Here is a 24,121-nt window from a genome sequence, read left to right on the forward strand (position 1 = left end):
AGTGCCAAATCACACAGTCAAACCAGCCGTCGAACAAGGCGGAAATGAACCGAAGGAACAATATGTACATTCGGTGTTTGAGAGTATTGCAGGCAAGTATGACATGATGAATGACCTGCTCAGCTTCAGGCAGCACAAGGCATGGCGGAAGTTCACCATGAAGACCATGAACATGCAGCCAGGGGATACGGCCATTGACTTATGCTGTGGAACCTGCGACTGGACGATCAGTATGGCGCAGGCAAGTGAAACTGGACACATAGTCGGCCTGGATTTCAGTGAGAATATGCTCGGGGTAGGGCAGCAAAAAGTGGACAGGGAGAAGCTTCACCAACAGATCACCCTGGTGCAGGGAAATGCAATGAGCCTGCCTTATGATAGCAATCTATTTAATTACGCTACCATCGGTTTCGGCTTGCGAAACGTTCCTGATTACACACAGGTTCTTCAAGAGATGAAGCGTGTAGTGAAGCCAGGGGGCATGGTTGTATGTCTGGAGTTGTCCAAACCGACCTGGCAGCCTTTCAAGGGGATGTACTATCTCTACTTTCAGCAAATGCTTCCCCTTATGGGCAAACTGGTTGCGAAACGATACGAGCAGTATAAGTGGCTTCCGGAATCGTTGAAGCTGTTCCCGGGCAGGGAAGAACTGGCTGGGGTTTTTCGTGAGATTGGATTAACAAACGTCAAAGCTTTCCCCTTGACTGGCGGTATTGCTGCCTTACATATTGGAATCAAGGAGAAGAATGATGTTTAAGAAAATTGGCGTTTATCTTGAAATGATTAAAGTGGAGCATACCCTGTTTGCTCTGCCTTTCGCTGTTATGGGCGCTTTGATGGGCTCAGCGGTTGTCTTCGGCGCGCTGCCTTCCTGGGCAGAAATCGCATGGATATTTCTTGCCATGTTCGGCGCACGAAGTGCAGCATTTGGTTTGAACAGACTTGCTGATCAATATATTGATGCCAGAAATCCTCGCACAGCTAAACGTGCCATACCAGCAGGGCTCCTAAAGCCAGGTGAAGTTATCATATTCGTTATCCTTTCTTTTATCGTGTTTTTCTGGGCTGCGGCGGAATTAGACCCTTTTGCCTTTCGGTTGCTCCCGATCGCTGTTTTTTTTCTAGTTATATATTCGTATACTAAACGGTTTACCTGGCTGTGTCATGTCGTTTTAGGTTTAACGACCTCACTGGCTCCTTTGGGAGGCTGGGTCGCTGTAACCGGACAGATGGACTGGAAAGCGATCGTGTTCTATATCGCACTGGCGTTTTGGACAGCAGGTTTTGATGTGGTTTACGCTTGTCAGGACGAAGATTTTGATAGAAAAGAAGGTCTGCATTCAATTCCTTCACGTTTCGGTCTTCATAAAGCGCTGTGGTTCGCACGGGGATTCCATATCCTTACCGCAGTAGGATTCATCGTATTGTGGCTGGTCACACCGCTGGGCTTATGGTATTTGGCAGGAGCCATGATTGCTTGCGGTATTCTGTTTTACCAGCATTATATTTTGTCGCCTAAAGATATGAGCCGTCTGCAAACCGCGTTCTTTACCATGAACAGCACCTTGAGCATCATTTTGTTTGTATTTACATGCATTGACCTGGTGGTGAAATACTCTTGAAAGATAAACGTGAACGCAGCTGGGTGGTTGGTATCACAGGAGCCAGTGGTTCTATTTACGGCGTTCGTCTGATCGAGACCTTGTTATCATTAGGGTATCATGTACATCTTGTCATTTCGAATGCCGGTTGGCGTGTACTTAAAGAAGAACTGGGCTGGCAGGTGGTCAATCGGGAAGAGATGCTTCAGCAGAGATTCGCCGCATATCCGGATCGGGTAACCTACCATGCCATTGGCGATATTGGTGCCAGCATTGCGAGCGGCTCTTACCTTGTGGAGGGGATGATCATTATGCCTTGTTCCATGGGAACCTTATCCTCTGTGGCACACGGCTCATCTGACAATCTGATGGCCAGGGCTGCCGATGTGATGCTGAAGGAGAGTCGTCCTCTTGTCCTCGTTCCAAGAGAAACACCCCTGCATGCAATCCATCTGGACAATATGCTCACCCTTTCAAGACTTGGTGTCAAAATTGTGCCTGCCATGCCAGCATTTTATTTTCACCCGAAGTCCATTGATGATATGGTAGACTTTCTGGTAGGAAAGGTACTCGACTGTCTTCGGATTGAACATCAATTGTTTACAAGGTGGGGTGACAGCAGTGCCGAACAATGACAAGAAGACTGTGATCGGCAAAATCAGTTATACCAATGCCTGGCCGTTGTTTTATCATGTGGATACAGACCGTCTTCCATTTGAGGCGGAGATTACGTCAGCGGTTCCGGCTGTGCTCAATCAGGGTATGCAGCAGGGGAACATTCACATTGGCGCTTTATCTTCTTTTGCGTATGGGGAAGCCGCAGATAAACTGCTGCTTCTGCCGGATTTATCGGTGAGCTCCGACGGCGAGGTGAACTCCATTCTTTTGTTTTCTCGAAAACCGCTGGAACAGCTGGGCAGATCTGTTATTGCGCTTACAAACACTTCAGCCACTTCAGTTAATCTATTGAAGATTCTCATGCACAAAGCGCTCGGAGGATCACCTCAATATCTGACGCTCGAGCCTGATCTGGACAGCATGATGCAGTCAGCTGATGCTGCACTGCTTATCGGTGATCATGCCATTAAGGCTTCCTGGTATAATGAACAATATATCGTCACGGATCTGGGTCGATGGTGGAAGGAATGGTCAGGTCATCCGATGACCTATGCGGTATGGGCTGTGAATCGTGATGCGGTTCTGCAGATGCCGTGGAAAATGAGCCGCATTGCTAGACTTTTTATCGAAAGCAAGCAGCGCAGTGAACAGGATCTTCAGCCGATCATCCATGAGGCAGCAGCCAGAATCGGCGGAACAGCAGAGTACTGGGATGCCTACTTCCATAATCTGAACTATAATTTCGGCCTCGATCAACAGCAGGGACTCCGCCTTTATTTCCGATATGCCTTTGAACTCGGATTGTTGAAGCGGGATGTTGTTCCTGAGTTATGGATTGACAATATGGTGATGCAGGTGAAGGAATGAAACGACTAGATATATTCGGAACCCTAAAAAAAGATATGGATGTTATTGAAAAAGAACTTTACCGCAGTATTGAAGGAGACGATTCACAGCTGGGTGAAACTTCTCTTCACCTGCTGAAAGCCGGTGGCAAACGTCTGCGTCCAGTGTTTGTACTCATGGGCGGTAAATTTGGCAGCTATGATATTGATCGTCTGAAGTACGTCGCTGTACCTTTGGAGCTGATTCACAGCGCATCCCTCGTACACGACGATGTAATTGATGATGCAGACATGCGCCGAGGCAAGCCGACCGTCAAAGCCAAGTGGGACAACCGGATTGCGATGTATACCGGAGATTACATATATGGAAAAGCGCTTGAACTGACCACGAGACTGGAGAATCCGCAGATCCATCAGATTCTTGCTAAAGCCATGGTGGAGATGTCTATCGGAGAAATGGAACAGATTCGGGATTTTTTCAATGTAGACCAGAATGTTACGCGCTACCTATTGAGAATAAGACGGAAAACCTCACTCTTGATAGCCATTAGCTGTCAATTGGGAGCACTCGCTGCGGATGCGGACCGAAGAATTGCATCAGCAATGTATCGGTTTGGTTACAATGTAGGCATGGCTTTTCAAATTCAGGATGATCTTCTGGATGTTTGCGGTACAGAAAAACAGATTGGCAAACCTCCCGGCAGTGACATCAGGCAGGGGAATATCTCTTTGCCGGTTATTTATGCCCTGGAGGATCCAGGTATCCGTATCTCGCTGCTAGAGGAAATCGAACGTATTCATGCTCACAACGGTCTGTGTGATGTCAGCAGGGCAGTAGAGATGATACGTGAAAGTTCGGGGATTGCTAGATCTGAGGCACTGGCCGACCGTTATATCGGCAAAGCTCTTAAAGCGCTGGATCAACTGCCCGATATTCGTACCAAAAAACATTTAAAAGATATTGCACATTTTGTGACCAAGCGTTCATACTAGAATTAGTAAAAATGGGGAGTGATGAGGCTCATGGAACGTACTTTTTTGATGGTCAAGCCGGATGGTGTTCAGCGGGGGTTAATCGGCAGAATCATCAGCCGTCTGGAGGATAAAGGGTTTAAGATGGTGGCAGGTAAGTTTTTGCTTATATCGGAAGATCAGGCCAAGCGGCATTATGCTGAGCATGAAGGCAAGGATTTCTTTGATAATCTGGTTTCTTTCATCACGTCAGGACCGGTTTTTGCTATGGTTTGGGAAGGTGACGAGATTATCGAGCTGTCGCGCATAGTGATCGGGAAGACGAATGTGAAAGAAGCCCAGCCGGGAACGATACGCGGTGACTTTGCATTACATACTCCGCGCAATCTCATTCATGGCTCGGACTCTCCGAATAGTGCGGAACGGGAAATTCATAATTTTTTTGAACAGCATGAGTTGGTCTCTTATGAAAAAACAATCAGCCTATGGAACTGAGAACTTCGGGTGACAGGGAAGGGAAAATGACGGAAACTTCGGGTCTGGATCAAGATTATATCGGATTTATCCGAAATGTAGCCCGTAGTACAGGCATTAATCTGGCAGATTATAAGGAAACCCAGATGAAACGCAGACTGACCACACTTCGCTTAAAGTACGGGTTTAATACATTCGCTTCTTTTTACGATGGCATGGTCAAGGATAAGCAGCTGTTTCAAGAGTTTCTGGACCGAATGACAATTAACGTTTCAGAATTTTGGCGTAATCCGAACCGATGGGAAGTGCTCAGAAAGGTGATCCTGCCTGAATTGAAAGGTTATGGACATGCTAGACTTCGTGTCTGGAGCGCAGCCTGTTCTACCGGTGAAGAGCCTTATACATTAGCCATGATCTTGTCGGAGGAGAAGCTGCTCGGTAACAGCAGTATTTTGGCAACAGATCTGGATGAAGGGGCACTGGACAAGGCCAGGCAAGGACTCTATCTGGAACGCTCCCTCAAGGACGTTCCCAAAGATATAGCCTCCCGCTATTTTACAGAAGAGGGGCCCATGTTCCGCTTCAGTGAAAAGTTAAAGAAAGAAGTCCGCTTTCAAAAACAAAACCTGCTGACAGACCACTTTGAAACTGGTCTCGACTTGATCGTTTGCCGAAATGTGATGATCTATTTCACGGAAGAAGCAAAGCATCAGCTGTATCAGAAATTTGCAGCAAGCTTGCGTCCAGGCGGTGTTCTGTTTGTGGGCAGTACAGAGCAAATATTTAATCCCGGACAGTATGGACTGGAAGCTGCCGAGACGTTTTTTTATCGTAAAATAAGAAGCTAAAGAGCTGATGCATATTATCAAGCTGCAGCACTGAAATGGAGCCGCTCTCAAGATCTCGGATCTTATGGGCAGCTCCATTTTCTGCATGTGTCCATTCTTGTCAAAGAGAGTGAGCTATACTATAATGGCAGAAGATAATTACGGATTTTAGCGGTTTACAGTCCTAAAATGTTAAGGGGGAGCGTTTCATTGAGAACACTTAAAGTCGAGCTGGGAGAGCGATCCTATCCGATCTATATAGGACGAAATTTGCTGCAGCACACTGGTGCCATGAGCGCAGAATGCGGGATCAGCCGGAAAAGCCGTCATCTGATCGTAACCGATGAAAGTGTTGCGCCTCACTATTTGAAGAAAGTGAAAGACAGCTTGGAATCCGCCGGTTTTCAAGTGGCAGCCCATATCGTGCCTTCTGGCGAATCCTCCAAATCATTAAACGTCTACGAAGAAGTCATGACGACGGCGATTTCATCCAAGCTGGACCGGAATTCCTCTGTATTTGCTTTAGGCGGCGGCGTGGTTGGTGATCTTGCGGGGTTTGTGGCAGCCTCTTATATGAGAGGCATTACATTTGTCCAGCTGCCAACGACAATCCTAGCGCATGACAGCAGTGTTGGCGGTAAAGTGGCTGTCAACCATCCACTGGCAAAAAATATGATCGGTGCTTTTCACCAGCCGGTGATGGTTCTGTATGATGTGGATACACTAACGACCCTTCCGGCCCGGGAAGTATCTTCCGGATTAGCTGAAATGGTAAAACACGGTCTCATTATGGATCGGGAATTTGCCTACTGGTGCCTTGAGCATGCGTCTGATTTACTGGCGCTCGACCCAGAAAGCCTCACATACGGACTTGAACGGGGATGTGCTATAAAAGCAGAGGTTGTCTCCCAGGACGAACGGGAAGGCGGACTGCGTGCCATTTTGAATCTGGGGCACACGATCGGACATGCGGTGGAAGCCGTAGGCGGTTACGGACGTTTTCTTCATGGGGAAGCGATCGCGATCGGAATGGCTGGATCGGCCATGCTGGCGGAATCCTTGGGCAGGGCTGATCTCTATCATGAAACGGTTGCTATGCTGAAAGCATTACATTTGCCTGTGAGCCTTCCTTCGGATGTATCTGTGGATCAGGTGATGGAGGCGATGCAGCATGACAAGAAGTTTTCAGAAGGTCAAATGGTGTTTATCATACCTGAACAAATTGGCAAGGTCAGTATTGTGAAAGATGTACCGGTTGCGGCTGTACGTGCTGTGGTCGAACGTTTACAGAAAGAGGGGGAGAACGGATGATGATGAATCGAGGTATCCGTGGAGCAACGACTGTATCAAGCAATGATGAACAGGAAATTCTTGAGGGAACCATTGTTTTGCTCAGGGAAATGATCAACCGCAATCAGCTGGATCCGGAATATATCAGTAATATCTGGATTACGATGACACAGGACCTGGACGCTGCTTTTCCGGCTAAAGCCATTCGCGGGCTTGAAGGCTGGGATCTTGTTCCGCTGATGTGTTCTGTGGAAATTCCCGTAAAGGGAAGTCTTCCGCGCTGTATCAGGCTGATGGTACAAGTGAATACGGAGAAAAGCCAGAAAGACATCCGACATGTTTATTTGAACGAAGCACAGCGCCTGCGCCCAGATCTCTCTGCAGCGACATCATAAATTTAGGGTTGCACCTTATATCACTCATCATGTATAGTATTAAGCAGAATAGCTGAGTAGAGTTTAGATGAGTATAGATGAGCAGAGATGAGCTAAAGTGTAATAACATCCGACATTTCAAGAACATAACTTCGAGCCGCAATACGTCTGTATCCTTTGCACGGATCAGTGGAACAATACCACTGCTCTATATGATGGGGTTTATCGACGGGTGTGCTGTGAGGTTTTGTAATTACTTGAATGTGCTCTTTTATATAATCTCATCGATAAACCTCTACTCCGGTAGAGGTTTTTTTAAATTCACAAACATAAGAAAAATTGAAGGAGGAATGGCAAAATGGCGAGTCCATCTGTGGAAAAGGTAGTCAGCCTGGCACGACAATATAATCTGATACCTGTAACGGTTCATTTGCTGGCTGATATGGAAACACCGATCCGCTTGTTTCAGAGGTACGCTGAGCGGAAGCGGGCGTTTTTACTGGAAAGTGTGGAGGGCGGTATTCAATGGGCACGATACTCGTTTATTGGAACGGACCCATTCCTCATGATCTCCGGTAAACAGGGACGTATAGAGGTCGAGGTTGATGGTCAGCAAAGACAGCTGACCGGGAAGCCGGTAGAAGAGCTGAAGACGCTTTTGAGGAATTACCGAAGTCCCCATATTGAAGGAATGCCGCCTTTTACAGGAGGAGCCATCGGGTTTTTCGGTTACGACCTGCTTCAATATTATGAGAAGCTTCCGGCCCATGCCCTCGATGACCTCGGGATGGACGATATTCGCTTTATGTTCTGTGACCAGATCATTGTCTTTGACCACGTAAAACAGCAAATTATGCTGCTTGCAAATGTTCATGTTTCCGAGGGAGACAGTGATGAAGATATCCGTCGTTCCTACGAAAAGGTGTGCAGAAAGCTGGAAGAAACCGCTGAGCAGCTTCAGGAACAAGGGCCTCGCGAGAATGTGAATTCCCGTGGCATTCCGACAGATCTGGAGCCGTCAAATATTCAATCCAATATGACTAAAGAACAGTACATGTCGAATGTAGAAAAGGCGAAGGAGTATATCCGCGCTGGCGATATTTTTCAAGTGGTACTGTCACAACGTTTTCATGTAGACACCGAGGTTTCACCATTACATGTGTACCGGGTGCTGCGAACGATGAATCCGTCACCGTATATGTATTACTTGAAGATGGATGAGGAAATTATCGTGGGAACTTCACCGGAAGCTCTGGTCAAGGTAGACGGAACACGGTTGGAAACACGTCCTATTGCCGGCACACGTCCACGGGGAGCGGATGAGGCGGCTGACAAGGAGCTGGCAGAGGATCTACTTAAAGATGAAAAAGAACGGGCAGAGCATCTGATGCTGGTGGATCTCGGTCGTAATGACCTGGGCCGGGTCAGTGAATTCGGAAGCGTAAAATGTGACTCTTTTATGGAAATTGAACGATACTCCCATGTCATGCACATGGTATCCGGAGTTTCCGGCAAATTGCGAGAGGATAAAGACTTCTTTGATGCATTTCTTTCTTGTCTGCCTGCAGGCACAGTATCGGGAGCTCCCAAGCTCCGCGCCATGGAAATTATTGCTGAACTCGAACGGGAAGCCAGAGGGGCATATGCCGGAGCGATAGGCTATCTCGGATTTGCAGGAAATATGGATTCCTGTATTACGATTCGAACCATTATTTTCCGTAAAGGAAGAGCCTATGTGCAGGCTGGGGCGGGGATCGTATGGGATTCTGTTCCAGAGAAGGAATACGAAGAAACGGTCAATAAGGCAAAAGGAATGCTGAAGGCGATCCGTGTGGCTGAGGCCATGTTCCCGCGCCAGACCCAATCTGATTCGGTAACCAATCAGGATTATCTTTACGAATATACACCATAAGGATGATGAAGGAGGAGCAGGACAATGAATGAAATGGAACCCATCGTAAACGGACTGTCCAAATTGATTGAAGGCCATGATTTGAACAGGGATGAAGCGAGAAATGTCATGCAGTGCATTATGGAGGGAAAAGCGACGCATTCCCAAATTGGCGGACTGCTCACCGCACTCCGTATCAAGGGAGAAACTGTAGATGAGATCACAGGTTTTGCGGAAGCGATGCGGGGATCAGGCGGACGTGTGACGACGGAACGCTCACAACTGCTGGACACCTGCGGCACCGGCGGTTCAGGCATACACAAGTTTAACATTTCGACAGTCTCGGCTATTATCTCTTCTTCCGTTTCCGTTCGTGTTGCCAAGCATGGTAACCGGTCAGCATCAGGCCGTGCAGGCAGTGCAGACGTGCTGGAAGCCCTTGGTGTAAACATTCATTTGAATGCAGAGCAGGCATCCCGCTGTCTGGATGAGATCGGAATCTGCTTCTTGTTCGCTCAAATTTATCATCCATCGATGAAACATGCGGCGGCACCTCGCAAGGAGCTTGGAATTCGGACCGTATTTAATATGCTGGGTCCTTTGACCAACCCGGCAGGTGCAGACCGCCAGCTGCTCGGTATATATGATCTGAACAAAACAGATACAATCGCCCAGGTCTTGAAAGAACTGGGTCTGAAGCGGGCCATGGTCGTTACCAGTCATGACGGTCTGGATGAAATCAGTATCTCTGCGCCTACCCGGGTATCCGAGCTTCGAGGCGGTGAAATTGTCACATTTGATATCCATCCGCATGATTTAGGCTTATCTGTGCATCCGATGCAGTCGATTTTGGGCGGGGATGCAGCCGAGAATGCTTCTATCATTAAAGGAGTGCTCCAGGGGGACAGAAATGCTTACCGGAATATCGTCCTGGCGAATGCCGGTGCCTGCATTTATGTTGCGGGATTGGCCGATTCCCTGGCAGAAGGGGTAAACAAAGCAGCAGGGGCCATCGATTCAGGTGCGGCATTGGCCAAACTGGATCAATTAATTACCATGACGGAGGAACTGACCTATGTATCTTGATCGTATTGTAGCCACCAAACGAGAAGAAATGAAACAATTATATAAGAGTTTTACGATTGAATCTGCAATGGATGAGATCAAGTCACTTCCGCCGACACGCGGATTTGCAGATGCACTGATTCATCGCAGGAACAGAGCGATGGGCTTGATAGCAGAAGTGAAGAAAGCTTCACCGTCCAAAGGGTTGATCAGGCCTGATTTCGACCCGGTGACTATTGCGAAGGCTTATGAATCCGCGGGGGCCGATTGTCTTTCGGTGCTGACAGATGTGGAGTACTTTCAAGGCAGCAGCCAGTATCTGAAAGATGTCAGAGCGGCCGTAAACCTTCCCCTGCTGCGTAAAGACTTTGTGATTGATGAAGCCCAAATTTATGAAGCCAGACTTCTGGGTGCTGATGCGATTCTATTGATCGCGGCCATATTAACGCCCTCCCAGATGACTGAATTTATGTCTGCAGCACACTCCCTTGGTCTGGACTGTCTGGTTGAGGTTCATGATCGTGACGAACTGGATACCGTCCTGAAGCTGGACCAAATTCGGCTTGTAGGCATTAATAACCGCAATCTTCGTACATTTGAGACATCGCTCAATACGACATCGGATCTGAGTTCAGCTGTCCCGGAACATATCACCTTGATTAGTGAGAGTGGAATCAGCCAGACTGAAGACATTGCGTTTCTCTCTGCAGCAGGCGCTCAGGGCGTCCTGGTAGGCGAGCATTTCATGCGCAAACCGGACGTATCACAGGCTGTTTATGATCTAATGGGACCACTCAATATAGCTGATCTCAAGGACTCAGGAGCAGATGCTGTATGAGCGAAACCTTAGTAAAAATATGTGGACTTCAAAGCGTTGAAGTGCTAAAATCGATGATAAACTTACCGGTGGATTATGTCGGATTGATGTTTGCGAACAGCAAGCGGCAGGTCAATGCGAACCAAGCCGCTGAACTGATTCGTATACTCAAGCATTGGAATCATGAGGTGAAACCGGCTTCGGTCGGCGTATTTGTCAATCCAGAGCTTGGAGATCTAGAAGAGGTTATGGACATTGCACCGCTGGATGTCATTCAGCTGCATGGTCAGGAATCACCGCAATTTTGCCGGGAAGTGAAAGACCGCTTCCCGGTTTCCGTATTTAAAGTGTCTTCTATCGTTTCTGGAGCTGTAAAACAGGAGCATTTAACCGAGCTGGACGCCTACGTTGGCAGTATTGATGCACTGCTGCTGGACACTTATGATCCGGTATATGGAGGCGGCTCAGGAAAAACCTTTGACTGGGAATCCATTCCTGTATATCAAGAATGGAGCCGCAGGAATGCCATCCCTCTGTTTGTAGCAGGAGGACTTACGCCTTCCAACCTGAGACAGCTGATTGAAACATATCATCCGGATGGAGTCGACGTCTCCAGCGGCGTTGAAAGCTCGCCTGGTGTAAAAGATATAGATAAAGTGACTGCATTCGTGGAAAGGGTGAAGAATTCATGATACAAGTACCTGACATAAACGGACGTTATGGTGCATTCGGTGGAAGATTTGTACCGGAGACATTGATGAATGCGCTGATTGAACTGGAGCAGGAATATACAAAATATTGTGATACTCCTGAGTTTAAAGAGGAAATTGCCTATCTGCTAAAACAGTATGCAGGAAGGGAAACCCCGCTTTATTACGCCGAACGTCTGAGCAAGCATTTGGGTAAAGCGAAAATTTACCTCAAACGCGAAGATCTCAACCATACTGGAGCCCACAAAATCAATAATGCCATTGCACAAGGCGTACTTGCCAAGAGAATGGGCAAGAACAAAGTCATTGCAGAAACCGGAGCGGGACAGCATGGTGTAGCCACTGCGACAGTAGCTGCGCTGCTGGGTCTGGAGTGCAAAGTTTTTATGGGAGAAGAAGATACAAAGCGCCAGCAATTAAACGTATTCCGCATGAAAATGCTGGGTGCGGAAGTCATTCCGGTCACATCAGGCAGCCGTACTTTGAAAGACGCAGGGAACGAGGCTCTTCGTTATTGGGTGAGTCATGTCGAAGATACTTTTTACGTGCTCGGCTCTGCCGTTGGACCGCATCCGTATCCGATGATGGTTCGTAATTTCCAGCGGATTATTGGTGATGAAACGCGCCGCCAGATTTTGGAGAGTGAGGGGCGTTTGCCGCATCGTGTGTTTGCACCAATCGGCGGCGGAAGCAACGCGATCGGTATGTTTTATCCTTTCCTGGAAGATCAGGAAGTGGAATTGATTGGCGTGGAGGCTGCGGGTAAGGGTGTTGAAACAGAGCATCACGCAGCAACGATGAGTAAGGGAACAAAAGGAGTTTTCCAGGGCTCCATGAGTTATCTTCTTCAGGATGAAGCTGGCCAGGTGAAAGAGGCTCATTCTATTTCAGCGGGTCTCGACTATCCGGGTGTTGGGCCGGAACATTCTTATCTAAAGGATATTGAACGCGTTCAATATGTTCCGATCACCGATCAGGAGGCGCTGGATGCTCTTCAGCTTCTTTGCCGAACCGAAGGGATTATTCCAGCACTGGAATCCGCTCATGCAGTAGCACAAGTGGTGAAGAAGGCTTCGGAATGGTCTGAAGATGAGATCATCGTGATCTGCCTTTCCGGCCGCGGAGATAAGGATGTGGAGTCGATCATGGCTTACACGGGAGGTAAAACGCTATGAACCGGATAGATACCGTATTTAACAAGCTGAAAGCTGAAGGCGAAACCGCTCTGATTCCCTTTATTACAGTGGGAGATCCTACGCCGGATCTGACGCTGGACATTATCCGGGAAGTCGAAGCCGCTGGTGCGGACATTGTTGAACTGGGTGTGCCTTATTCTGATCCTTTGGCAGATGGACCGGTCATCCAGCGAGCTTCCCAGCGCGCCCTGCTGGGTAAGGTCACCATTCGAACCTGTATGCAGACAGCTCTTCAGGCAAGAAAAGCGGGGAGCGAGCTTCCATTTATTTTGTTTACGTACTATAACCCGGTTCTTCAAATGGGCCTGGATACATTCTTTCAAGAAGTGGTGGTCCACGACATCAGCGGTCTGATTATTCCAGATTTGCCGATTGAAGAATCCGAGGATATTCGCAGCCGTGCAAAAGCTGCGGGTGTCCATTTGATTCCGCTTGTGGCGCCTACCTCTCACGAACGGATATCATCGATCGTCGGTAATGCCAGCGGATTTATATACTGCGTGTCGTCTTTGGGGGTTACCGGGGAACGTTCTGACTTTTACAGCGGGGTGGAGCCGTTTATTGAAACGGTTAAACAGTTCACGGATATTCCAGTAGCTATAGGCTTTGGTATTTCAAACCGGGAGCATGTGGCCCGCTTTTCCAAAGTATGTGACGGGGTCGTGGTGGGCAGTGCTATCGTCCGCCAGATCGAATCCGCCATTCCTTTACTGGAACAGGACGAGACGAAGGAACAGGGGCTTTTGCAAATCCGTGAATTTGTGTCACAATTAAAAGGAAGTAAAGTTTACGAAAGGTGAGTTGATGGTGATGAAGCCAAAATCAAATATTGTGAACCTGCCGGTGTACCAGCCGGGTAAACCGATTGAAGAAGTGAAGCGTGAACTTGGATTAGATGAGGTTATCAAGCTGGCTTCCAATGAAAATCCTTATGGCTGTTCGCCTCATGCCAAAGAAGCCATCATTGCTGAATTGTCCAATCTGAGCGTTTATCCGGATGGCAGTTCAGCAGAACTGACATCCGAACTTGCAGCACATTTGGGCGTCCAGAAAGAAGGCATCATTTTCGGCTGCGGTTCAGATGAAGTGATCGCACTGATTACCCGTGCTTTTCTGGTTCCTGGTGATGAAACAGTCATGGCGGATCAAACTTTCTCAGTATATAAGAGCAACGCCGATATTGAAGGTGCTATAAGTATTGAAGTTCCGCTTAAAGACGGTGTTCATGATCTTGATGCCATGCTTGCTGCGGTGAATGACAAGACCAAAATCGTATGGATTTGCAACCCCAATAACCCGACAGGCACATTTGTGCCGCAGGATGAATTGGTGGCTTTCCTGGATGCAGTTTCTTCGGATGTCATGGTTGTCCTGGACGAAGCTTATTATGAGTTTGTAACTGACGCCTCTTATCCGCAAAGCATTTCCTTGATGGACCGCTATCACAATCTGGTCATTTTACGAACTTTCTCCAAAATATATGGTCTCGCATCGCTGCGAATTGGCTATGGTATTGGTCAGCCGCAGGTGATCACCCTGATTAATCAGGTCAGAGAGCCGTTTAATACGAGCCGATCGGCACAGGCTGCAGCTAAAGCTGCGCTCAAGGACCAGGCATTCGTTCAGGAATGCAGCCGGTTGAATGCAGAGGGCGTGCATTACTTACAGGGCGAATTTGAACGTTTAGGATTAAACTATTTTCCGTCTCAGGGGAATTTCGTAATGGTGGATGTTCGTACATCTGGTAAAGATGTGTTCCAGCAGCTGTTGAATCAAGGCATCATTGTTCGTCCGGGTTTCGCCCGTTATCCGAACTATATCCGGGTTAGTGTGGGGACTCCCGAGCAAAATCAGGCGTTTATTACCGTGCTTACACAAGTACTGGGAGAAATAAAGTCGCCTGTATAGACTATAGACTGTTACTTCGAAAGTAGTGAAAATCGACATGACCAATAAATCAGAAATCAATATCGCCATTTTCGGAGTGGGACTGATCGGCGGCTCGTTGGCTTTATGCTTTAAGGGGAAACCCGGCATAACGGTCACGGGCTTTGCCCATGTTCAGGAGTATGCTGATCAGGTTGCTGCACGCGGGGTGGTTGATCACGTTACACTGTCCGTAGAAGAAGCGGCACAGGATGCGGATTATATATTTATATGTGTGCCGGTAGGCAGCCTGGAATCATATATTACGCTATTAAGCCAAATCAAGCTAAAACCGGGCTGTATTATTACGGATGTTGGCAGCACGAAGGCTAGTATAGCAGAATGCGCCCGCAAGCTGGAGCTGCGAGATGCCTGCTTTATTGGAGGTCATCCCATGGCCGGATCAGAGCGGTCAGGGGTAGCAGCGGCTTCCGCACTCCTATTTGAGAATGCCTACTATGTCCTTACTCCTCCTGCGGATGTGCCGAATGAGAAGGTTGAAGCTCTAGCTGATCTTTTATGTCATACCCGTGCTCATATTGTCAAGGTGGATCCTGAGCAGCATGATCAGATTGTCGGAGCTATAAGTCATCTCCCTCATGTCATTGCTGTCGCATTGGTGAATCAGATCAGTGGTTACAACCAGGACAATCCGCTGTATCAAACCTTGGCTGCTGGCGGATTCAGGGATGTAACACGCATTGCTGCAAGTGATCCGGTGGTCTGGAGAGACATTCTGATTAATAATCGCAGCGTAATGCTTCCGCTTCTGCAGGACTGGAATGAGAGCATCAGAGCATTCATGACTCTGCTGGAGCAGGAGGACGGTGCGGGGATCGAGGATGCCTTCCGTCAGGCTGGCGCATTTCGAAATGAGCTTCCTGAGCGCAGAAAAGGAATGATCGTCTCTCAGTATGATATCTATCTGGATGTACCTGACCATCCGGGAATTATTGCTAGAATCACTTCAGAATTGGGTCTGAATCAAGTCAATTTGAGTAACATCCAAATTATTGAAAGCCGTGAGGATGTTCCGGGTGTCATGAGGCTTTCTTTCCGAAATGAGAATGATCAGGAACGGGCAATGGACCTTCTCCAATCCAAAGGATATACGGTTTATCATTAAATTTTAATGAATATTTAATTTTTTTCTTATTCTTGTTGACAAAATGAAAACGTATACATATAATAAAAGTACAGTATGGTTTCTCTCCACTCCTATCCAATAACTGAGTTGTTCTGGAAATGAACAACGGGCCGCGAATCTCGCGGCCTCTTTTTTTTGTCTGGATACAAATGAATTCATATCCATAATGTGCTACAATGATAGAGTTCCATGTAGAAGATTTGGGGAATTTGCCAAATACATAGAATAGTCAGACATCATGAGGCGTACACTATATGGTTTTACGGCAGATCTGTGAGTCCTTGTATGAAATATAAATAAACCACAAGGATCACCCACAAGGATGGCGAGGGAGGAACACCAATTATATGACGGATTCCCAATTAATTCATGAAATTAAGCAAGGTAATGTGGAATTATATTCAGAGTTAATGCGGCGGTATCAGCGCAAAATTATGGCTTTTGTTTATCATATGTTAAAAAGCTCAAATCTGGAGCTTATGGCCGAGGATGTATGTTCAGAAACATTTTATAAAGCATTTCGCAGTCTTCATTCTTTCCGTGAAGTCGATGCATCATTTTCGACATGGTTGTACACCATCGCACGTAATACGGTATTGAGTGAGCTTCGCAAGCAGCGCAGGGGAAATCTCCCTCTGGAAGAAAGTGGTATTATACCTGTGGCGCCGCCTGAAGTCGCTCCGGAGCAGACCATTCTGCGGAATGAAAAAGTCAGCATGGTTAGAGAAGCCATTAACAATCTTCCTGAGAAGCAGCGGTCCGCTATCATTTTGCGAGAGTATGACCAGCTGGATTATCAGGAGATTGCAGAAATACTGGGTCAAAGCGTCAGCTCTGTTAAATCGCTTCTGTTTCGTGCACGTTCCAGTGTTAAGCTTCAATTGGAGCCTTACTTCGCGGAACCTGTCTTTGAAGAAATTGAAGGGATGACAGTCAGATGAGATGTGAGGAAGCCCAGGAGCTTATGGAAACAGTCTGGGATCTGCCTGACAATGATCTGAGAGTCTACAGGCTGAGGCAGCATGTGAAATCATGTCCGTCCTGTGCCATGGAGTATGAATTATGGCAGGACAGTATGAATATGGTACAGCATTTGAAATATGAGCCTGCAGAAGAACATGTGGAAGCGGTGAATCGGAATGTAATGGACCGCATTTATCGTGATTTCCCTTGGCTTGTGGAGGAGAATCAACCAGAGAAGACACCTGGCCGTATGATGCGCAAGCGTCTGATTCTCTGGATTGCTGGCTTTGCGGCGCTGTTCGGCAGCAGTTTTTTGTTCTTCGCAATTCGGGGAACGCTTAAAGCATCTGACCCGGAAACTCCGAGAACTCCGGTAACAGGTATCCTTCCTACAGGTGTAGCTGGCAGCGGATCTCCTGTTGAAGAATCCATGCACTATAACATCCCCGATCCCGGGAGTGGTATCATGGATCCTCTCGTAGCTGGTATGGATCCGAGTCAGCCCCAGTACTGGATGGTGCTTTCCATCATCGGTGTCGGACTAGCTCTTTTTTTCCTGATGAGATTAAACCGAGCCTCCAGATGCTAAGCTAATATTTTTTGAAAATAAAGGGGGAGAAGAGAATGATGAAAATCGGTTTGATACGTCACGGTCAGACAGACTGGAACGCACTTGGTAAAATTCAAGGACAAACAGATATTCCGTTAAATGAGCAGGGAAGAACTCAGGCTCGCATGTTGGGAGAGCGATTGAAACATGAAGATTATCGTTGGGACTTCATTATTACCAGCGGGTTATCCAGGGCCGAAGAAACAGGTTCCATTCTCTCATCCATACTTGACATTCCTATGCTGGTACCGGATCCCAGAGTTCGTGAACGTTCATACGGTTTAGTGGAAGGTTTGACATCCCAGGAACGCGAAGAACGTTACGGCAAGGACTGGATGAATACTGATGTAGGTCAGGAAAATGATGCACAGCTTCAGGAGCGAGGGAAGGCATTTTTGGAAGATATGATCTGCCGCTATCCGGAAGGAAGTTTTCTTGTTGTCAGTCATGGCGGCTTTTTGGCACAGTTCTATACGCTGCTGTACAGCAATGCTCGTACCAAGGAGCGCATCGGAAATCTCTCACTTACTATTGTAGAGAAAAGAGATCTGGCGTGGGAGCCTTTGCTGTTTAATTGTACAAAGCATTTAATGGAGGACAAGACTGTTGAAAGCAGCAGCTGAATATGCTTTTTCTAAAGACCCTTTTGAGGGTCTTTTTTTCATGCTCATCCACAGAGAAACAAGAATTTTTTTTGAAATTAAGGTTTATGGAAAAACAAAACCGTTAAAAATATAAATACATTCAAATGAAACTATAAAAAGCACCAGCATGGGTAGCAGGGGAAACACTTCACTTTAGAAACTGCAGGTGAGGGAGATGCATGATGAATCTAGCAGATATGCTGTCATTTGCCGACATCGGACATTTAAGTCAAATCGCAAATCATTATCAATGTGATTGCAAGCGGAACTCCAAGCATGAACTGATCCAGAGCATTTTGGTTAAAACCGGTGGAAGAGATTTTTTACAAGAGCAGATGAATCACCTTACGATTACAGATCTTCGCTTCTTGAACAGCCTCATCTTTGATACAAGGCGAGGATACAGTCTGGAGGATCTTATAGCTTCTATTCGTCAGACTGCACACACTGGGCAGAAATCCATAAACAAACCCGTGGACACTGCAGAAAATCCGCGTGAAGTGGTAAGCAGGTACAGGCGCAGCGGCTGGTTATTCAATGGATTTACCGCTTCGACAAAGTATACGTTTCATGTTCCCCAGGATTTAAAAGAACGATTTAAGGAAGTGCTTCTGGATAAAGTATTGAGTCAGAGAGTGCTGTCAGGACAGCCTGAGGTGTACAGAGACGAACAGGGACTATTTCTCAATGACATTCAGCTGTTTCTGAAGTATGTAGAGGGGCACGAGATCGAACTGAATGCAGAAGGATTTATGTACCGGAAGCATCAGCAGCAATTGTTTGACACCTTACATATCAGCGAACCTTTGGTTGCTAAAGGGACGTGGAGATTCGGGTATGGCAGGTCCTGCACCGAATATCCGGACCGCTTTGCGCTGCTTTACGATTATGCATTCTCTCAGCAGTGGGTTCAAGAAAACGGATCGTGTTTGGCTTTGACAGAGAAAGGGAAAGAATTTCAGCTATCGGGAAATCAAGTTAGCGTGATACAGCTATTCCGGTTTTGGTTAAGAATTTATAAGGGTGCAATTCCAAACCTGATATCACTGGTGTATTGGACCAGCCAAAGCGCCAGGGATTGGATGACTCTGAAATCACTTCAAGATGCTGTGGGCTGGTTAATCACACCGTTTTATTATGATTCTCCACAAGTGATTCTGGACCAGCGTATCGTGAAAATGCTGATGCATTTCGGGATGCTCAGGATTGGGGAGTCTGCTGAATACGGCACAGTAGTTCGTATGACGGCTCTTGGAATGAAGGCCGCAGATGCCGCTGTTCAGATTTGAATATAAATTGAGTTGGAGGTGCATCCGAATGGATAAGATGAAGGTTACTTACGAAGTAATGTTAGGTCTTGCAGCGGAAATGGTATGGGACGAGGCATTGCGTAAACATCGCAGTGAGGAAATTTACAAAGAAATCGATCAGGCCCTGGCTTCAGGCGACGAGGTGGCTTTCCGAAGCCTGACGGATGAACTGAAAACATTGAGTTGAAGAAATGCTTATGCATTTCTTCTTTTTTTTTGCCTTCGTGGAGAACAGAACTTATAATATAAAGGTTAAGAAGATCAAGTGGAATATAGAGAGGATGCGAGGCATGAAATTCAGTGAAGTGGAAGAGAGTACATGGACGGAACTGCAGCCGTACCTGGATACATGTCTCATTCCGTATACGGGTTTGAATGGGGAAGAAGTACCGTGGGAAGCCACAGCAGCTCTGGAACGTCTAAGGGACTTTATGGATCTGGTTGAAATCCCTTTCAAGGGCCGTATTGTTACTTACCCCGCACTGCAATATCGAGCACCTGAGGCCTATCAAATGCTTGATGAAATTTGTGAAAAAGTAAAAAAGACCGGATTTAAATATGTTGTTATCATCACTTCAGACATTGAAATGACGAATGATGACGTTCCAAACAGTACTTTGGTGCTTTCGCAGAAAGAGCTGGAGTCTCATTCGAAAGTATCGTTGAAATCAGCGGTTTCTGTCCAAATCAGTCAAATGTGGAGAGATCAATGAGGCTAAATGTGACGAAAATACGACAATTAGCTGCCGTTGCGATGGAAGCGGAGCCAAATTTGGGATTCAAATTCTTGACGGTCTAGGGTGCCTAATATATTATAATTATGTCCTAGTATTTCGTGTGATTTATATCATTGAAAACATTTGAACGGTTGACAAAAGGGGGTTGAATACAGATGAATCACAACCACAATGACGAGCATGAAGAGTCGCACAAACCTCCACGGCGCACGGAAATGTCCCGCAGACAATTTCTGACTTACACGTTGGGCGGTGCCACAGCCTATATGGCGGCTGGGGTCGTTATACCAATGGTCCGCTTTGCGGTAGATCCTATTCTCCAAAAAGGAGAAACAGGTGACTTTGTTAAAGTCGTGGAATCCAGTAAAATTACTGCAGAACCGCAGGAATTTGATTTCGAATTAAAGCAGCAGGATGGCTGGTATAACAGCACGGCACAGCTGACCGCCTGGATTCGTAAAGCAGATGACGGAACGATTATTGCCCTTTCGCCAATCTGCAAGCACTTGGGCTGCCTCGTAGGCTGGAATAATAACGAGAGCCATGTGAATGAGTTCTATTGTCCGTGTCATGGTGCGCGTTACACACCAGACGGTAAGAATCTTGCAGTTGCACCAAAGCCCCTTGACATGTACACCGTTAAAGAGGATGGCGGCTGGATTTACCTCGGCGAGATCATACCAAATACCGTAGTAAATTAGGAGGCGTAGATTCGGATGTTAAAGAATGTCTACAACTGGATTGACGAACGTCTCGATATCACGCCGATTTGGAGAGACGTGGCGGACCACGAGGTTCCTGAGCACGTTAACCCTGCTCATCATTTCTCCGCGTTTGTGTACTGCTTCGGCGGCTTGACGTTTTTTATTACAGTCATTCAGATTTTGTCAGGTATGTTCCTGACCATGTATTATGTACCGGATATTATAAACGCTTACGCAAGTGTTGAATTTCTGCAGACCAAAGTGGCCTTCGGCCAGATTGTCCGCGGCATGCATCACTGGGGAGCCAGCTTGGTCATTGTCATGATGTTCCTACATACAATGCGGGTATTCTTCACAGGTTCCTATAAGGCGCCTCGTGAGATGAACTGGGTTGTAGGTATGCTGATTTTCTTCGTCATGCTGGGACTTGGTTTGACGGGCTACCTGCTGCCTTGGGATAATAAAGCTTACTTTGCGACCAAGGTTACACTTGAAATCGCGAACTCCGTGCCTTGGCTCGGACCGATCATTAAGGAACTGCTTCAGGGTGGTACCATTGTAGGTGCCGAAACGCTGACCCGTTTCTTCGCTATTCATGTGTTCTTCCTTCCGGCCGTTCTGCTTGCTCTCCTGGTAGGGCACTTTATCATGATCCGCAGACAGGGCATTTCGGGACCACTATAAGAAGAAGGGAGGCATACTCATGGCACACGGTTTTAAACCTGATGAAAAAGTCGTATTCGTGGGAGATTCCCGCGTTAAGAAGGGTACCGGGTTCATTACTCCGCCTGATTATACAGCGTACCCGGGTAAGTCCGAAGCCTTCATTCCAAACTTTCTGTTGAAGGAGTGGATGGTCGGTGTCGTAGTGCTGGTAGGTTTTCTGGTTCTAACGATATCGGAACCTGCCCCACTGGGATATCCCGCAGATCCCGGCGCATCGGTCATTCCGATGCCGGACTGGTACTTTCTCTTTCTGTATGAATACCTGAAGCTTCCTTATGCTTCCGGTGATTATGTTGTATTGGGTACACTCGGTGTGAGTGGTGTGGCATTCGGTGCGCTGCTGCTGGCTCCTTTCCTTGATACAGGTAAAGAGCGTCGCTTCTACAAGCGTCCGATCGCATCGACTCTTATGTTTCTGTCACTGGCAGCGGTTGTGTACCTTACTAACTCTGCCTGGACACACTACGCTCACGAATTGGAAAAGTCCGGCATGAAGCCGGAGCATATCCAGCGTGAAGAAGAAGCTCATGAGAAGCATCTTCAGGGACTTCCGACTTCCAATGCGAAGCAGCCGGAAGAGAATGAGATCGCTATTGTGGACCAACAGAATCCTGCAATGGAAATCTACAAGAAATCTTCATGTATCAACTGTCATGCCGCAGATATGAAAGGTCAAGGCAATGCACCTACTCTCCGCGGTGTCGGTGATAAACTGGAAAAAGATGAAATTGCAGATATAATTGCCAATGGTCGCGGTCAAATGCCTCCACAGAAAGATGCGGTTTCCGCAGAAGAGATCGACCAGCTCGCTGGATGGCTCGCCAGCCAGAAAGCAGCAGAGTAAGTCCATATTCCAAACCTGATCGTATTATGCGATCAGGTTTTTTTAAAATCCGGGCAGTCTAATCACAACACGGATGCATGTAAACCGGTATTGAAATGAAAAACAGGAGGTTGCAGTGGGTTGTCAATCACTTATTTATGGAGTCGGGAGTTTTTAGCCAAACGGCTTATTTTATGGCTGCTGTTTATTAGTAATGCATTAGGAACGATTTATGGATACATATGGTACGGAGATCAGCTGCGGTATACGGCCACATATCATCCATGGTGGCAGCTTCCTTTTGTACCGGACAGTCCGACAGCCAGTTTATTCTTTTCCATCGCGCTGCTGCTGCTTCTGTACCCTCCCAAAAAACTCTCTGGATGGGTGCTGCAGCCGCTCATAGAAGCACTGGCTGTGGTGACGTCTGTCAAATATGGTATATGGGCATGCGCGATGATCTTCGCAGGAGCTTATCAGGGCAATGATATGATATGGCAGGATTGGATGCTCATCGGTTCACATAGTGCCATGGCCATTGAAGCGCTGATTTATGTCAAGCTGTTCCACATCCGCTGGACCGCATTGACTGCTGCAATTGCCTGGACACTGCTTAATGACACGGTTGACTATACCTTTGGTGTATTTCCGTGGCTGCCAGCCCAGCTGAATGATGATCTAGCCATGGTAGAGGCCTTTACGCTTGCTTTGACACTCTTCAGTGGACTTTTAACCTGGATAGCGGTCAAGCGTGCCTTCTTAGCCAAATCCAGGTCCAAGACTGATCTGCCTTAATGTAAGACAAGCAGGTTCTAAGGACAATCTTCTGCTCATATATTTAGCAGCAGGAGGGATGTCCTTTGTTACGGAATCTATGTGCCAGCGGCGGATTGCTGGTCGCTTTATTTATCGGCTGGTCCTTCTTGTTTTTGGCGCCAGTGTGGGCGAATTCAGGACTGACTGCTGGGGAGACATCACCCGCAGCAAACATACAGGCAGCCGCGTTGAATCGTGAGGTAGAAGAGCTGTACCGTTTCGTGGAAGCGGGAAATATTGAAAAAGCAAAAAACGCTCTTCGTAACGTTCAAGCCTTATTTGAGGCTTCATCTTTTCAAGGCTTGACTACCGTAGAAGGCATTCAAGTATTGGCCGAAAGTATTGTGGAGATGAAAGAGACAGCAGCTCGCGTGTATGTGGATCCTGTGGAATGGATGAAGGCGGCCGGAAAACTGAGATTGGCGGCAGACAGCCTGACTCACCAGAAGAATGGCATCTGGCTCCAATATTATAAAGTTCTCCGTGAAGATCTGCAGCGTATGGATCAAAGTGCAGCCAAACAAGATCGTGAAGGAATCAAGAAGGCTTACGGCAGTCTGCAGCAGCATTATGAAATGATTCGTCCTGCAGCGATCATACGGCGGAAGCCGGACGAGATCGCAATGATGGATTCCTGGCTGTCATATGCAGGCAGTGTCGTTTCCAAGTCAGATATGTCATCGGTCAAAGGAATTACGGGACAAGGTGAGGTCATCATAAATTTGCTGTTCGGCAAAAAAAAAGATGAGCCTGCTTTGGCCCCTCTCGGAGAAGCCAGAGGCCCATGGGCAGGGCAGCTGTTGCTTCCTGCTTTTATACTGGCAGCATTAAGTTATGCAGGATATCGAAAATACAAAGGGCAGCAGGAACAGCCTATATCATGGTTTCCCAAATGATAAGATGTGACGTTTAAGAGACTGGTCCACAGGGCTGGTCTTTTTTAAATCAGACAGATTGTAATATGAAGTGCGACACCTAAAAAGAAATAGCCCATGGGAACGATTCGTGTAGAATGAAGTTACCACACACCATTCA

29 protein-coding genes are annotated in these 24,121 nt (G+C 47.2%); all 29 read left to right on the forward strand.

What is annotated here, in order from left to right:
• Window position 1 precedes the first annotated feature (1 nt).
• The 29 genes from HII30_RS14490 (at window position 2) to HII30_RS14625 (ending at window position 23,982) form a co-directional block, all read left to right on the forward strand.
• Entirely contained in the window at window positions 2–757 is a 756-nt protein-coding gene (locus tag HII30_RS14490) for a demethylmenaquinone methyltransferase (protein ID WP_169505752.1), read from the forward strand.
• The gene (locus HII30_RS14495) at window positions 750–1,622 is read left to right on the forward strand and encodes a UbiA-like polyprenyltransferase (RefSeq protein WP_169505753.1); all 873 of its coding nucleotides are present in this window, start codon (window positions 750–752) and stop codon (window positions 1,620–1,622) included. Before HII30_RS14490 ends, HII30_RS14495 begins: the two co-directional genes overlap by 8 nt.
• On the forward strand, window positions 1,619–2,236 hold the full coding sequence (locus HII30_RS14500; protein WP_169505754.1) for a UbiX family flavin prenyltransferase: 618 nt from the start codon (window positions 1,619–1,621) through the stop codon (window positions 2,234–2,236). Before HII30_RS14495 ends, HII30_RS14500 begins: the two co-directional genes overlap by 4 nt.
• The gene (locus tag HII30_RS14505) at window positions 2,223–3,086 is read left to right on the forward strand and encodes an MqnA/MqnD/SBP family protein (RefSeq protein WP_169505755.1); all 864 of its coding nucleotides are present in this window, start codon (window positions 2,223–2,225) and stop codon (window positions 3,084–3,086) included. Before HII30_RS14500 ends, HII30_RS14505 begins: the two co-directional genes overlap by 14 nt.
• Window positions 3,083–4,057 carry a polyprenyl synthetase family protein gene (locus HII30_RS14510; RefSeq protein ID WP_169505756.1) on the forward strand — a complete coding sequence of 325 codons (975 nt, stop codon included), beginning with the start codon at window positions 3,083–3,085 and terminating at the stop codon, window positions 4,055–4,057. The genes HII30_RS14505 and HII30_RS14510 overlap by 4 nt, the downstream gene beginning before the upstream one ends.
• Window positions 4,058–4,087: 30 nt before the next feature.
• Window positions 4,088–4,531 carry a nucleoside-diphosphate kinase gene (gene ndk, locus HII30_RS14515; RefSeq protein ID WP_169505757.1) on the forward strand — a complete coding sequence of 148 codons (444 nt, stop codon included), beginning with the start codon at window positions 4,088–4,090 and terminating at the stop codon, window positions 4,529–4,531.
• Window positions 4,522–5,358 (forward strand): CheR family methyltransferase, encoded by an 837-nt coding sequence (locus HII30_RS14520; RefSeq protein WP_425495997.1) that lies wholly within the window; start codon window positions 4,522–4,524, stop codon window positions 5,356–5,358. The genes ndk and HII30_RS14520 overlap by 10 nt, the downstream gene beginning before the upstream one ends.
• A gap of 189 nt (window positions 5,359–5,547) precedes the next feature.
• The gene (gene aroB, locus HII30_RS14525; protein WP_169505758.1) at window positions 5,548–6,648 is read left to right on the forward strand and encodes a 3-dehydroquinate synthase; all 1,101 of its coding nucleotides are present in this window, start codon (window positions 5,548–5,550) and stop codon (window positions 6,646–6,648) included.
• Window positions 6,648–7,022 carry a chorismate mutase gene (aroH, locus tag HII30_RS14530; RefSeq protein ID WP_169505788.1) on the forward strand — a complete coding sequence of 125 codons (375 nt, stop codon included), beginning with the start codon at window positions 6,648–6,650 and terminating at the stop codon, window positions 7,020–7,022. Before aroB ends, aroH begins: the two co-directional genes overlap by 1 nt.
• A gap of 337 nt (window positions 7,023–7,359) precedes the next feature.
• Window positions 7,360–8,913 carry an anthranilate synthase component I gene (gene trpE, locus HII30_RS14535; RefSeq protein ID WP_169505759.1) on the forward strand — a complete coding sequence of 518 codons (1,554 nt, stop codon included), beginning with the start codon at window positions 7,360–7,362 and terminating at the stop codon, window positions 8,911–8,913.
• A 24-nt stretch (window positions 8,914–8,937) separates the two neighbouring features.
• Window positions 8,938–9,978 carry an anthranilate phosphoribosyltransferase gene (gene trpD / locus HII30_RS14540; RefSeq protein WP_169505760.1) on the forward strand — a complete coding sequence of 347 codons (1,041 nt, stop codon included), beginning with the start codon at window positions 8,938–8,940 and terminating at the stop codon, window positions 9,976–9,978.
• Window positions 9,968–10,795: an indole-3-glycerol phosphate synthase TrpC gene (trpC, locus tag HII30_RS14545; RefSeq protein ID WP_169505761.1), complete on the forward strand. Its 828-nt coding sequence runs from the start codon at window positions 9,968–9,970 to the stop codon at window positions 10,793–10,795. Before trpD ends, trpC begins: the two co-directional genes overlap by 11 nt.
• The gene (locus HII30_RS14550; protein WP_169505762.1) at window positions 10,792–11,466 is read left to right on the forward strand and encodes a phosphoribosylanthranilate isomerase; all 675 of its coding nucleotides are present in this window, start codon (window positions 10,792–10,794) and stop codon (window positions 11,464–11,466) included. The genes trpC and HII30_RS14550 overlap by 4 nt, the downstream gene beginning before the upstream one ends.
• Window positions 11,463–12,659, forward strand: coding sequence for a tryptophan synthase subunit beta (trpB, locus tag HII30_RS14555; RefSeq protein WP_169505763.1), 1,197 nt, complete (start codon window positions 11,463–11,465; stop codon window positions 12,657–12,659). The genes HII30_RS14550 and trpB overlap by 4 nt, the downstream gene beginning before the upstream one ends.
• Window positions 12,656–13,480 (forward strand): tryptophan synthase subunit alpha, encoded by an 825-nt coding sequence (gene trpA / locus HII30_RS14560; RefSeq protein ID WP_169505764.1) that lies wholly within the window; start codon window positions 12,656–12,658, stop codon window positions 13,478–13,480. The genes trpB and trpA overlap by 4 nt, the downstream gene beginning before the upstream one ends.
• A 10-nt stretch (window positions 13,481–13,490) precedes the next feature.
• Window positions 13,491–14,588 (forward strand): histidinol-phosphate transaminase, encoded by a 1,098-nt coding sequence (gene hisC, locus HII30_RS14565; protein WP_169505765.1) that lies wholly within the window; start codon window positions 13,491–13,493, stop codon window positions 14,586–14,588.
• Window positions 14,589–14,643: 55 nt separating this feature from the next.
• Window positions 14,644–15,732 (forward strand): prephenate dehydrogenase, encoded by a 1,089-nt coding sequence (locus tag HII30_RS14570; protein ID WP_425495998.1) that lies wholly within the window; start codon window positions 14,644–14,646, stop codon window positions 15,730–15,732.
• Window positions 15,733–16,100: 368 nt separating this feature from the next.
• Window positions 16,101–16,694 (forward strand): RNA polymerase sigma factor, encoded by a 594-nt coding sequence (locus tag HII30_RS14575; RefSeq protein ID WP_169505767.1) that lies wholly within the window; start codon window positions 16,101–16,103, stop codon window positions 16,692–16,694.
• 23 nt (window positions 16,695–16,717) lie between these two features.
• Window positions 16,718–17,305: an anti-sigma factor gene (locus HII30_RS14580; RefSeq protein ID WP_246246444.1), complete on the forward strand. Its 588-nt coding sequence runs from the start codon at window positions 16,718–16,720 to the stop codon at window positions 17,303–17,305.
• A 38-nt stretch (window positions 17,306–17,343) separates the two neighbouring features.
• The gene (locus HII30_RS14585; protein WP_169505789.1) at window positions 17,344–17,949 is read left to right on the forward strand and encodes a histidine phosphatase family protein; all 606 of its coding nucleotides are present in this window, start codon (window positions 17,344–17,346) and stop codon (window positions 17,947–17,949) included.
• Window positions 17,933–18,064: a hypothetical protein gene (locus HII30_RS21870; protein WP_281363489.1), complete on the forward strand. Its 132-nt coding sequence runs from the start codon at window positions 17,933–17,935 to the stop codon at window positions 18,062–18,064. Before HII30_RS14585 ends, HII30_RS21870 begins: the two co-directional genes overlap by 17 nt.
• 88 nt (window positions 18,065–18,152) lie before the next feature.
• A complete protein-coding gene (locus tag HII30_RS14590; RefSeq protein WP_169505769.1) occupies window positions 18,153–19,259 on the forward strand; it encodes a hypothetical protein in 1,107 nt (368 codons plus the stop codon).
• A 28-nt stretch (window positions 19,260–19,287) separates the two neighbouring features.
• Window positions 19,288–19,467: an IDEAL domain-containing protein gene (locus HII30_RS14595; RefSeq protein ID WP_169505770.1), complete on the forward strand. Its 180-nt coding sequence runs from the start codon at window positions 19,288–19,290 to the stop codon at window positions 19,465–19,467.
• A 103-nt stretch (window positions 19,468–19,570) separates the two neighbouring features.
• Complete coding sequence (locus HII30_RS14600) at window positions 19,571–19,993, forward strand: DUF2487 family protein (RefSeq protein ID WP_169505771.1); 423 nt, start codon at window positions 19,571–19,573, stop codon at window positions 19,991–19,993.
• A gap of 179 nt (window positions 19,994–20,172) precedes the next feature.
• On the forward strand, window positions 20,173–20,718 hold the full coding sequence (locus HII30_RS14605; RefSeq protein WP_169505772.1) for a Rieske (2Fe-2S) protein: 546 nt from the start codon (window positions 20,173–20,175) through the stop codon (window positions 20,716–20,718).
• A 15-nt stretch (window positions 20,719–20,733) separates the two neighbouring features.
• Window positions 20,734–21,405, forward strand: coding sequence for a menaquinol-cytochrome c reductase cytochrome b subunit (qcrB, locus tag HII30_RS14610; protein ID WP_169505773.1), 672 nt, complete (start codon window positions 20,734–20,736; stop codon window positions 21,403–21,405).
• Between the two features lie 19 nt (window positions 21,406–21,424).
• Window positions 21,425–22,291 carry a menaquinol-cytochrome c reductase cytochrome b/c subunit gene (locus HII30_RS14615; protein ID WP_169505774.1) on the forward strand — a complete coding sequence of 289 codons (867 nt, stop codon included), beginning with the start codon at window positions 21,425–21,427 and terminating at the stop codon, window positions 22,289–22,291.
• A gap of 120 nt (window positions 22,292–22,411) precedes the next feature.
• Window positions 22,412–23,065, forward strand: coding sequence for a DUF1405 domain-containing protein (locus HII30_RS14620; protein WP_169505775.1), 654 nt, complete (start codon window positions 22,412–22,414; stop codon window positions 23,063–23,065).
• A gap of 65 nt (window positions 23,066–23,130) precedes the next feature.
• Window positions 23,131–23,982 carry a sporulation protein YpjB gene (locus HII30_RS14625; protein ID WP_169505776.1) on the forward strand — a complete coding sequence of 284 codons (852 nt, stop codon included), beginning with the start codon at window positions 23,131–23,133 and terminating at the stop codon, window positions 23,980–23,982.
• Window positions 23,983–24,121 lie beyond the last annotated feature (139 nt).

This window comes from Paenibacillus lemnae (genome assembly GCF_012933385.1).
In the GTDB taxonomy this organism is placed as follows: Bacteria; Bacillota; Bacilli; order Paenibacillales; family Paenibacillaceae; genus Paenibacillus_AQ; species Paenibacillus_AQ lemnae.

Excerpts from the sequence above, each read along its gene's own strand:
- HII30_RS14495 (WP_169505753.1), top strand. The coding sequence starts at position 750 with ATGTTTAAGAAAATTGGCGTTTATCTTGAAATGATTAAAGTGGAGCAT.
- HII30_RS14510 (WP_169505756.1), top strand. The coding sequence starts at position 3,083 with ATGAAACGACTAGATATATTCGGAACCCTAAAAAAAGATATGGATGTT.
- ndk (WP_169505757.1), top strand. The coding sequence starts at position 4,088 with ATGGAACGTACTTTTTTGATGGTCAAGCCGGATGGTGTTCAGCGGGGG.
- HII30_RS14520 (WP_425495997.1), top strand. The coding sequence starts at position 4,522 with ATGGAACTGAGAACTTCGGGTGACAGGGAAGGGAAAATGACGGAAACT.
- aroH (WP_169505788.1), top strand. The coding sequence starts at position 6,648 with ATGATGAATCGAGGTATCCGTGGAGCAACGACTGTATCAAGCAATGAT.
- trpE (WP_169505759.1), top strand. The coding sequence starts at position 7,360 with ATGGCGAGTCCATCTGTGGAAAAGGTAGTCAGCCTGGCACGACAATAT.
- trpD (WP_169505760.1), top strand. The coding sequence starts at position 8,938 with ATGAATGAAATGGAACCCATCGTAAACGGACTGTCCAAATTGATTGAA.
- trpC (WP_169505761.1), top strand. The coding sequence starts at position 9,968 with ATGTATCTTGATCGTATTGTAGCCACCAAACGAGAAGAAATGAAACAA.
- HII30_RS14550 (WP_169505762.1), top strand. The coding sequence starts at position 10,792 with ATGAGCGAAACCTTAGTAAAAATATGTGGACTTCAAAGCGTTGAAGTG.
- trpB (WP_169505763.1), top strand. The coding sequence starts at position 11,463 with ATGATACAAGTACCTGACATAAACGGACGTTATGGTGCATTCGGTGGA.
- trpA (WP_169505764.1), top strand. The coding sequence starts at position 12,656 with ATGAACCGGATAGATACCGTATTTAACAAGCTGAAAGCTGAAGGCGAA.
- hisC (WP_169505765.1), top strand. The coding sequence starts at position 13,491 with ATGAAGCCAAAATCAAATATTGTGAACCTGCCGGTGTACCAGCCGGGT.
- HII30_RS14575 (WP_169505767.1), top strand. The coding sequence starts at position 16,101 with ATGACGGATTCCCAATTAATTCATGAAATTAAGCAAGGTAATGTGGAA.
- HII30_RS14580 (WP_246246444.1), top strand. The coding sequence starts at position 16,718 with ATGGAAACAGTCTGGGATCTGCCTGACAATGATCTGAGAGTCTACAGG.
- HII30_RS14585 (WP_169505789.1), top strand. The coding sequence starts at position 17,344 with ATGAAAATCGGTTTGATACGTCACGGTCAGACAGACTGGAACGCACTT.
- HII30_RS14590 (WP_169505769.1), top strand. The coding sequence starts at position 18,153 with ATGAATCTAGCAGATATGCTGTCATTTGCCGACATCGGACATTTAAGT.
- HII30_RS14595 (WP_169505770.1), top strand. The coding sequence starts at position 19,288 with ATGGATAAGATGAAGGTTACTTACGAAGTAATGTTAGGTCTTGCAGCG.
- HII30_RS14600 (WP_169505771.1), top strand. The coding sequence starts at position 19,571 with ATGAAATTCAGTGAAGTGGAAGAGAGTACATGGACGGAACTGCAGCCG.
- HII30_RS14605 (WP_169505772.1), top strand. The coding sequence starts at position 20,173 with ATGAATCACAACCACAATGACGAGCATGAAGAGTCGCACAAACCTCCA.
- qcrB (WP_169505773.1), top strand. The coding sequence starts at position 20,734 with ATGTTAAAGAATGTCTACAACTGGATTGACGAACGTCTCGATATCACG.
- HII30_RS14615 (WP_169505774.1), top strand. The coding sequence starts at position 21,425 with ATGGCACACGGTTTTAAACCTGATGAAAAAGTCGTATTCGTGGGAGAT.